Source organism: Defluviitalea raffinosedens (assembly GCF_016908775.1).
GTDB classification, from domain to species: domain Bacteria; phylum Bacillota; class Clostridia; order Lachnospirales; family Defluviitaleaceae; genus Defluviitalea; species Defluviitalea raffinosedens.
This window is the reverse complement of record NZ_JAFBEP010000027.1, coordinates 26,475-34,776: the sequence shown is the minus strand read 5'-3', so window position 1 is coordinate 34,776 and position 8,302 is coordinate 26,475. Positions and strand designations below refer to the sequence as shown.

Genomic DNA, 8,302 nt, shown 5'->3' with positions numbered 1-8,302 from the left:
ACTGGCGAAACCAAAGAGTGCCTTAAGGCACAGCAGGTACCATGCCCTTATAGGGCTAACGAAAAACCACCAGCTAAGCTGGTGGATATTTATTGTATAGGAAATTTCTCTGAATTTCCTATACAATAAAAAAACCTACGGGTAGGGTGCGCATATAGAAATTAATACCTAAAAGTAGCTTCAATTCTTGCTATAATATCCATTTGACCAGGTTGTATAGGAGTAGCAATATCCGTTTTGGCCAGGGTTACACTGTACGGGGAAATAGGGACACTGCTTTGTTCAACGATCTCTATAGGAATGGTAGAGATATCTATATTCATGTTTCTTCCAATGAACATGGCTTTGGAGGTTGCATCATCAATTGCTTTTAATAGGGCCTGCTGATAATATATAGTGGGATTAGCAATAGCAAAAGTTATATTATTGATCACATTGGCACCACTGTCCACTGCTTGGTCGATGATTCTTCCAATTAAATTAAGTTCTCTTATGATAACCCTTAAGATATGTTCTACAACATAACCGTTAAATTTTTGCTGTCCATTGATATATTCATATTGCGGAAAAATATTATAAGATTGTGTTTGAAGATCATCGGAAGATATTCCGATATTTTTTAAGGTGTCTATCATTTTTGAAGAGATTTCTGCATTTTCTTGCTGCAGCTGATTGAGTTCCATTCCTCGGGTTTGCACACCCAGTGAAACCAGGGCAATGTCTGGCTCTGCCTGTATGATGCCTTCTCCCAGCACTTTTAGTTCTCCATGATGAGAATAGGAATTTAATGTGCCATTTGCCCGTGCTTGAAAATTGTTAGATATTGATTTTCGATATCCATAGGGAAAAGAATATGGCATATGGTCCTCCTTTTGCTTAAGACTCTCATTACTTTATTATATGATAATTGGAGCAAATTGGGTTTGGATTCGAAATAAATTCTAAGGAAGTTTATAAAAAAATATAGTATACTAATTCTATACCAAATGTATGAAGTCGGAGTGCTGTTAAATAGAAATAAGCAGCATAAGAAGTCAATTTATAAGAACAGGATTTGAAATAGAGGTGAGGCTAATTGTATATAAAAAGAATACATATTTTAAGTTTTGCTTTGATTGTTGGTTTTTATATTTTTTGCTCCGCATCAGTAGGTTTGGCACAGGAGCAAGAAAGTATTTTTTCCGAGACAAGACACAAACTTGGTTCAATTACTGAAAGTGAAAAAAAAGTACTTCAGGAATTATTCTTTCTTTTACAGGATATTGAAGAAATGGAGCGGCAGCAAGCTGAAATACAAGAAGATATTAAAAAGTTAAAAAATGAAATTGAAAATGTATCGTTTCGTCTTGAAAAAGAAGAATGTATCTATGAACAGAAAAAAAATACATTAAAGGAAGTACTTCAACTTTATCAAAGAAGAGGGCCGGCGTCTAATTTGGAAATCATTCTTTCTGCAGACAGTTTTTCTGATTTAATAAGAAGAATAAATATTATTAGAGATTTAAGCCGAAATACAGGAGCGCTTCTTGAGGAGTTGGATGAAAGAAAGCAGATTTTACAGGAAGAAAAGAACCAATTGGACTCAATATTATCTTCAATGGAAGAAAAGCAGGAAGAATTAAGAGGCGCTTTATTGAATAAGGAAAAATTAAAAAATGATATGGAAGAATATTTGGCATCATTAGATATTGAACGTTCATATTATGAAAATCATTTGAATCAGATTGAAAAGACCTGGACAGAGGCAAAGAAAACGCTTACTGATTCCATTGCCAGATTTTCCGATGTATTAAAACAGGGAAATTTGCCTTTCGAAAAAGTAAAGGTTACAATTTCATTAGGAAGAGTTAAGGGCTCTATGGATGAAGAGACTTTTAACCAAGTGGCAAAAGAATATCTTACGAATCAAAATGTGGAATTTCATTTTTACGAAAATAAAATCAATGTGATCATTCCTGATAGTCAATTTTTGGTATCTGGTTCTTTTATTATTGTAGATGGTCATACATTGCAGTTTGTAGCAGAAGAAGGAAGCTTTTACGGTATGCCGCTTACCGATGAATCATTAAAAGAAATATTTAAAAATGGTGAAGTTAAGCTCAATCTTGAGCCGGTATTATATGGTAATGAATTGGATACAGTGAATATTAAGGATGGTTATTTGGAAATTACCAGCAAAATATCTTTTTTCTAAATGAATGGAGTTAGGTGGATGAAGATGATTGAAGCAAACCAAGTATATTTAGAATATCGCGATGGTACAAAAGCATTAAATAATGTAAATTTGCAAATTAATAAAGGAGAAATTGTTTATATTATTGGCCCCAGCGGATCAGGTAAAACCAGTTTGCTTAAGCTTTTTATGGGCATAGAGCAGCCTACTTCCGGTAAATTGACGGTTTTAGGGAAAGAAATCAGCAAAGAACATAAGAAAAATATTCGGGAAATACGAAGACGTATAGGACCTGTGTTTCAAGAATTTAAATTAATTCCCGGAAGAACGGCGATTGACAATGTGATTTTAGGTATGAGGGTTTTGGGAATGCCCAGACTTCAACTGAATAAAAATGCCCTAGAAGCTTTAGAAAAGGTTGGATTAAGTCATAAAGCTTTTTCAAAAGTAGACAATTTATCATGGGGAGAAAGGCAGCGAGTCGCTATTGCCAGGGCAGTTGCACGAAAACCCTCCCTCATATTGGCTGATGAGCCAACAGGTAACCTGGATGTAAATAATGCATTACGCATCATGGAACTTTTACGTTCTTTTAAAGACGAAGATACAACGGTTATTATAACCACCCATGCGACTCACTTAATTGAAAATCTCAATGAAGGCATACTGCTTAAAGTGAACAAGGGAACCATAGAGCAGGAGTCAATGGGGAGGAGACTGTAATGAAAAACATTATTTATAACACAGGATATTTCATAAAAGAGGCAAAAACAATTTTTAAACTGACCTTTTGGTCCAATGTGCTTTCTCTCTTTAGTATAGGGCTTATTTTATTTATTCTTTCTTTGGTTATTTCCGGATGGAGTATTAGTACAGAAGTATTGACTTTAATTCAGGAGGAAGCCCAGATCAATATATATACGGATGAAAATCTTGATGATATAAATTTGGAAAAAGTGATGGAAAAAATCAATTCAATTGATGGGATCATAGAAACAAGAATTGTTCAAAAAGAGGAAGCCTATGAAAGAATGGAAAAAGTATTAGGGGAAGATGCAAAAGTCTTGGAATATTTTGAGGACAATCCTTTTCATTCTTTCTTTGAAGCCAAAATTGATATTGAAAAAATCGAATCGATTCATAAAGAATTAAAATTGATTTCTGAGGTTCGGTATATCAGAGATAACAGAGAGATTCTCACTCGGCTGCGAAGTATTGCACGTGCTTTTGAGATTTTAGGAGCATTTTTTATTGCAGCTGTTGGTATTTCTACAGTTGTCATTATTTCACACATTATAAGACAGGGAATTTACAATTACAAAGAAGAAATTAACACTTTAAGACTATTAGGAGCTTCGGAAGCCTTCATTGCCTTACCTTTTTTAATAGTAGGATTGCTATTAACTTTTGGAGGAGGGGCCATTGCTTCTACTTTGACATATATGGTCTTGATCCAAATTTATAATTATCTGTCAGGACCGCTCCCATTCATTCCTTTGCCTCCTTTCCAAGTCATGATGCAGGATTTAGTGTTAATTATTTTATCTATAAGTATAGTTCTGGGGATCATTGGAAGCATGATTGGAATATCTTCTTCAAAGTAGAGAGAGGATCCCAGGGGGATCCCGAAAAGTAACAGAAGATTTGCAAACATTAAAAAGAAATTGGATTCCGCAGGAACTGGATCATTATCATAAAAATGCCTCTTGCTGTGTTCATTTTCACCCAACAAGAGGCATTTTTTTATTCAATCTCAGGGGATTCGTTTTGTCCCATAGAAAGTAAGAGATTTAAAAGGATACCTACCACAGCTGCTGTAGCTAAAGCGGGGAATTGAGTTCCGAACATCGGAATCATTCCACCTTCAAAATTGAAGGTACCACCTAAGCCGATAATTAAAATAACTGCGATCACAGCAAGATTTTTGGAACTGAACATATCTACTTGCTTGTCCATCATGATAGTAATCCCTTGCGCAGCGATCACACCAAAGAGATATATAGAAAGTCCTCCGATTACACAAGTTGGTATAGAATAAACAATATTAATCAGAGGGGTAAAGCATGAAATAATCATTGTGATGATGGATGCTGCTATAAGAACTGGTACAGAGAAATTCTTTGAAATAGCCATGGCACTGATATTCTCACCGTAATTTGTTCCTGCAGGGCCTCCAATTAATGCGGATATAATGTCTCCGATTCCGTCCCCGATAAGATTTAATCCTAGTTTGTTTTCCAAATCATATTTTGTCTTTGAACCTTTCTTTTTAGCCAGGTCATTTACATAGATATCCAATTGATAGATATGGGCGGTTGATTCCGGGACTGTTGCAATGGCTATAGGCATAATTGCAACGACTGCTGCCCATGATGGCTTTGGAAAAGTAAAGATTGGAAGACTTATAAAACTGGTAGATTCTATTGTATTAAAGCTTACAAAAGGTATACCTGTTACGGCTCCTATAATAAGAGCGGATACATATCCTGTACATAAACCAAATAAGATTGGAAGCTGACTTAGTTTGCCTTTAAGATAAACTGAATACAATATGGTTGCTAATAAAGTGATGATGGCTATTACCCATGCCCAGTTAGTTGCAGCTCCCTGGGTTGCTTCAGAAATGTTTTGAGGAATAGTAGACGCATTGCCTAAAGCATTTGCAGATAAAGATAAACCTATAATGATTGCAATACTTCCTGTTACTGTAGGAGGAAGAACTTTATCTATGACTTTTTTACCACTTTTGTTAATAATTATACCTGCAGCAATTGAAACAAGTCCTGACATAATAATACCAAATTGAGCGATTGAAATTTTGTCATTCAGTGTATAATTAGCGTATGCTTCTGCACTCATGATTGAAGCAATTGCAGAAATGTAGGAAAAACTTGAACCATAGTATAATGGAATTTTTCTTCCTGTAACCAGTATAAATCCCAGAGTGGCAAGTCCGCTGGCAAATATTGTTGTGGATACATGGAATCCTGTGATCAGAGCAACTAAAACTGTTGCCGGAAACATTACTACGATTTGTTGCAGTGCAAATAAAATGAGTTCAAAAAACGGTGGTCTTTCATCAGGTAAATAACCTATTACCTTATTGTTTGTTGTCATAATGCTACCTCCTGAATTTTGTAATTTTTTGTAGTTTTAAAAAACTGCAAAAAAAAATCCTGCACACAGCAAGATTATACATTTCAGCTTAGGCGAGCCCCAATTTACACGCTAAGAAATATGATAAATCTTACTGGTATCTCTGTACCGAGTTTAAAGATTTTTTTTGCTGAATACATTAAAACACATGAAATGGATTTTGTAAATAGATTTATTCAATAAATTTAAGTTTTTAATTATTATTTATTTAAATGTTTTCTGAAAAATTTAGGATTGTACAAAATATAGTTCAATACCATTACATAAGGAAGAACATAGCCGATCAAAGATTCAAAAATTGCGATTCCTTTTGAGAGTCCAAAGGGAGTCATATCCCCATATCCAACTGAAAATAAGGTTGTAATGCTAAAATAAAAGGATCGGGTAACTTTATCTACGAACTGCTGCTGATGAAGAAGTGAGGAATAATGATCTTTAATAAATCCTAAATTCAAAGAATCTACCACCAAGTATATGAGGGCAAAACCTGAAGCGACGAAAAGGTATAAAATACATAAAAAAATTATATTATTAACCATAATTTTCTTTCGCATGGATATTCTCCTAAAGATTAAAAATGCTTATTAAATTATATGTTATGATTAAAAATTCTATTATATTTTAATTTATTTTGTATATTTAATTGATTAAAGTTATTTCTTATAATATCTATAATTTCAACATATATTCATTAACTTATAATACCATTTTAAATAGTTATTTTTTCACTATATACCATAATTATATAGGCTATTTTTTTATAGGATTTTAATATATAATATTTCAATAAGTAGTTTGATTTTTGTTGAGTCTACTAAGATGGGGGAATAGTTATGCTGAAAAGAAAAAATCTCTTTAAAGTTAAGCCAGAATCCAAAAAAAATAAGAAAAAGCGTATAGTGAAGCCGATGAAATTAAATTTAGGGATAAATTTTCAAAATAATATAGGTATTGCGCAAAAATTGATTGCTTCTTTTATTGTATTAAGTATTGTACCATTGCTTCTGATTGCAGGATTTTCATATATTAATGCAGAAAAAACTGTAGAGCAAAAAGTAGGCTTCTACTCTGAAAAAATGGTTCAGCAACTGGCTAAAAATATTGATTTAAAAATTAAAGAAATAGAAAATATACCAAAGATGATTCAGTATAACAGTACGCTGATTGATTATCTTCGAAAAGACAAATTCGACAACTTAGTTGAGAAGATTAACACTGAAATAGAAATAGATAATATTTTATTCACTATTGAAAATTCCAATAATAGCATAAAAGGTATTAATATTTATAAAGATAATGGACAGACATTTGGCACAAACATAAATTTAGGAGGAAGCAATACAATTGAGACGTTGAATTCAGAATATGGAGAAATATACAGAGAAATTGTTAATCAATCGACAGATGATGAAATTGTATGGGTTACTGGCTTAAATGATTCATATAGCTATATCATTTTATTAAAATCTATAAAAAATATTGTCGATATTAAACCTATGGCGATTTTGGCAGTTTATATCAGCTCTGAAGAGATCACTTCCTTATTTGAAGATATGGAGTTAAACAATAATGCAAATATATTTTTATTAAACCAAAATAAAAATATAATCGGAGACCTAAATACAGATAATATAGGTACTGAGGTAACGGATGAATATTTAGACAAAATATATGGAGAAAATTTATCCGGTAATTTCAGAGATAACGGTAATATAATAAGTTATTCTACCACCAAAAATGGGTGGAAAGTTATAACTAAAGAGCCGATTTCATCTTTAATGGCAGAAATGAAGAGAGTAAAAAATAGTATTATTTGGATAGGACTTATCTGCATTTTGATTTCTGTAGCCATTGGAATTCTTATATCATTAAGTATATCCAATCCTCTTAGAACGATTATGAACCTTATGGGAAAAGTAGAACAGGGAGATTTGACAGTATCATTGGATCTTACGGGAAAGAATGAAATAGGAAAATTATCGGTCAGTTTTAATAACATGATCAAAAATATTAGAAATTTACTTTTGGAAACCGACAGTATAACGAAGAAAGTAGAGCAAGATGCAAATATTATAAAGAGTTCTTCAGAGCAATCCGCTTTGGCAGCCAGTCAAGTTGCCAGTGCTATCAATGAATTGGCAGAAGGAGCAGCAGAACAGGCAAAGCAGGCAGAAAATACGAATGCATTGATGGATTATCTGGCAAATAATATTAACCATGTTGTAAAAAGAATTGAAGATATTATGAAAACGATTGAACATACCGAAGCTTCCAGGGACTATGCAGCCAAAACCATGGACCAGTTAAATGAGAAAACAAAAAATGCAATAGAATCTACCAATAAAATTAATAGAGAGATACAAGAATTAAATGAAGAAGCAAAAGAAATTATTCAAGTTGTAAAGGTCATTACTGGAATTAGTGAGCAAACAAACCTTCTAGCTTTAAATGCAGCGATTGAAGCGGCAAGAGCAGGGGAAGCGGGGAAAGGTTTTGCAGTTGTAGCAGAAGAAATCCGTAAATTGGCTCAGGGAACTAAGGATGCAACTGGAACGATAAGCCAAATTATATCTAATATCCAACTTAAGACTGAGAGAACAGTATCTGTTGTTAAAACTTCTGACGAAATATTTGAAGAGCAAAAGGAAATCGTATATAAAACAGATCAGGCTTTTAATGAAATGGCGCAGTCTATACAAAAAATGATTACTCAGATAGAAGATATAAATGATAAGATTCAGGATATTGAAGGGCAGAAACAGCAAACGGTTGAAGCGATCGATTATATTTCATCTATTGTACAGCAATCAGCTGCTTCTATAGAAGAAGTTACTGCAACAAGTGAAGAGCAAACCAGTTCAGCCGAGCAATTAGCTGTATTAGCCAATGATTTGTCTTCGGCCATCGAAAACTTGAATAATTCTTTATCTCGGTTTAAAATATAAGTAATATGTATAAAAAGGGGGGAATTAT

At 33.2% G+C, this 8,302-nt stretch carries 7 protein-coding genes; 4 read left to right on the top strand and 3 right to left on the bottom strand.

The annotated features are described in order from the left end of the window. Window positions 1-161: 161 nt before the first annotated feature. A complete protein-coding gene (locus JOD07_RS14080) occupies window positions 162-860 on the bottom strand; it encodes an SIMPL domain-containing protein (RefSeq protein WP_204614409.1) in 699 nt (232 codons plus the stop codon). 215 nt (window positions 861-1,075) lie between these two features. On the opposite strand from JOD07_RS14080, the gene JOD07_RS14075 reads away from it, so the two are divergent. The 3 genes from JOD07_RS14075 to JOD07_RS14065 are packed head-to-tail and all read left to right on the top strand — an operon-like array spanning window position 1,076 to window position 3,777. Beyond that, a complete protein-coding gene (locus JOD07_RS14075; protein ID WP_158741680.1) occupies window positions 1,076-2,194 on the top strand; it encodes a coiled-coil domain-containing protein in 1,119 nt (372 codons plus the stop codon). A gap of 24 nt (window positions 2,195-2,218) precedes the next feature. Then, complete coding sequence (locus JOD07_RS14070) at window positions 2,219-2,896, top strand: cell division ATP-binding protein FtsE (RefSeq protein ID WP_158741679.1); 678 nt, start codon at window positions 2,219-2,221, stop codon at window positions 2,894-2,896. After that, on the top strand, window positions 2,896-3,777 hold the full coding sequence (locus JOD07_RS14065) for a cell division protein FtsX (RefSeq protein ID WP_204614408.1): 882 nt from the start codon (window positions 2,896-2,898) through the stop codon (window positions 3,775-3,777). Before JOD07_RS14070 ends, JOD07_RS14065 begins: the two co-directional genes overlap by 1 nt. 139 nt (window positions 3,778-3,916) lie before the next feature. Here JOD07_RS14065 and JOD07_RS14060 read toward each other — a convergent pair whose 3' ends face one another. Beyond that, window positions 3,917-5,290 carry a uracil-xanthine permease family protein gene (locus JOD07_RS14060; protein WP_158741677.1) on the bottom strand — a complete coding sequence of 458 codons (1,374 nt, stop codon included), beginning with the start codon at window positions 5,288-5,290 and terminating at the stop codon, window positions 3,917-3,919. Between the two features lie 239 nt (window positions 5,291-5,529). Further along, window positions 5,530-5,883, bottom strand: a complete 354-nt coding sequence (locus JOD07_RS14055; RefSeq protein ID WP_158741676.1) for an ion channel — start codon at window positions 5,881-5,883, stop codon at window positions 5,530-5,532. Window positions 5,884-6,162: 279 nt separating this feature from the next. On the opposite strand from JOD07_RS14055, the gene JOD07_RS14050 reads away from it, so the two are divergent. Next, window positions 6,163-8,274 carry a methyl-accepting chemotaxis protein gene (locus JOD07_RS14050; protein WP_204614407.1) on the top strand — a complete coding sequence of 704 codons (2,112 nt, stop codon included), beginning with the start codon at window positions 6,163-6,165 and terminating at the stop codon, window positions 8,272-8,274. Window positions 8,275-8,302 lie beyond the last annotated feature (28 nt).

What these genes read in the sequence shown, in the direction of transcription:
- JOD07_RS14080 (WP_204614409.1), bottom strand. Translation starts at nt 860, where the DNA reads ATGCCATATTCTTTTCCCTATGGATATCGAAAATCAATATCTAACAAT.
- JOD07_RS14070 (WP_158741679.1), top strand. Translation starts at nt 2,219, where the DNA reads ATGATTGAAGCAAACCAAGTATATTTAGAATATCGCGATGGTACAAAA.
- JOD07_RS14065 (WP_204614408.1), top strand. Translation starts at nt 2,896, where the DNA reads ATGAAAAACATTATTTATAACACAGGATATTTCATAAAAGAGGCAAAA.
- JOD07_RS14060 (WP_158741677.1), bottom strand. Translation starts at nt 5,290, where the DNA reads ATGACAACAAACAATAAGGTAATAGGTTATTTACCTGATGAAAGACCA.
- JOD07_RS14055 (WP_158741676.1), bottom strand. Translation starts at nt 5,883, where the DNA reads ATGCGAAAGAAAATTATGGTTAATAATATAATTTTTTTATGTATTTTA.
- JOD07_RS14050 (WP_204614407.1), top strand. Translation starts at nt 6,163, where the DNA reads ATGCTGAAAAGAAAAAATCTCTTTAAAGTTAAGCCAGAATCCAAAAAA.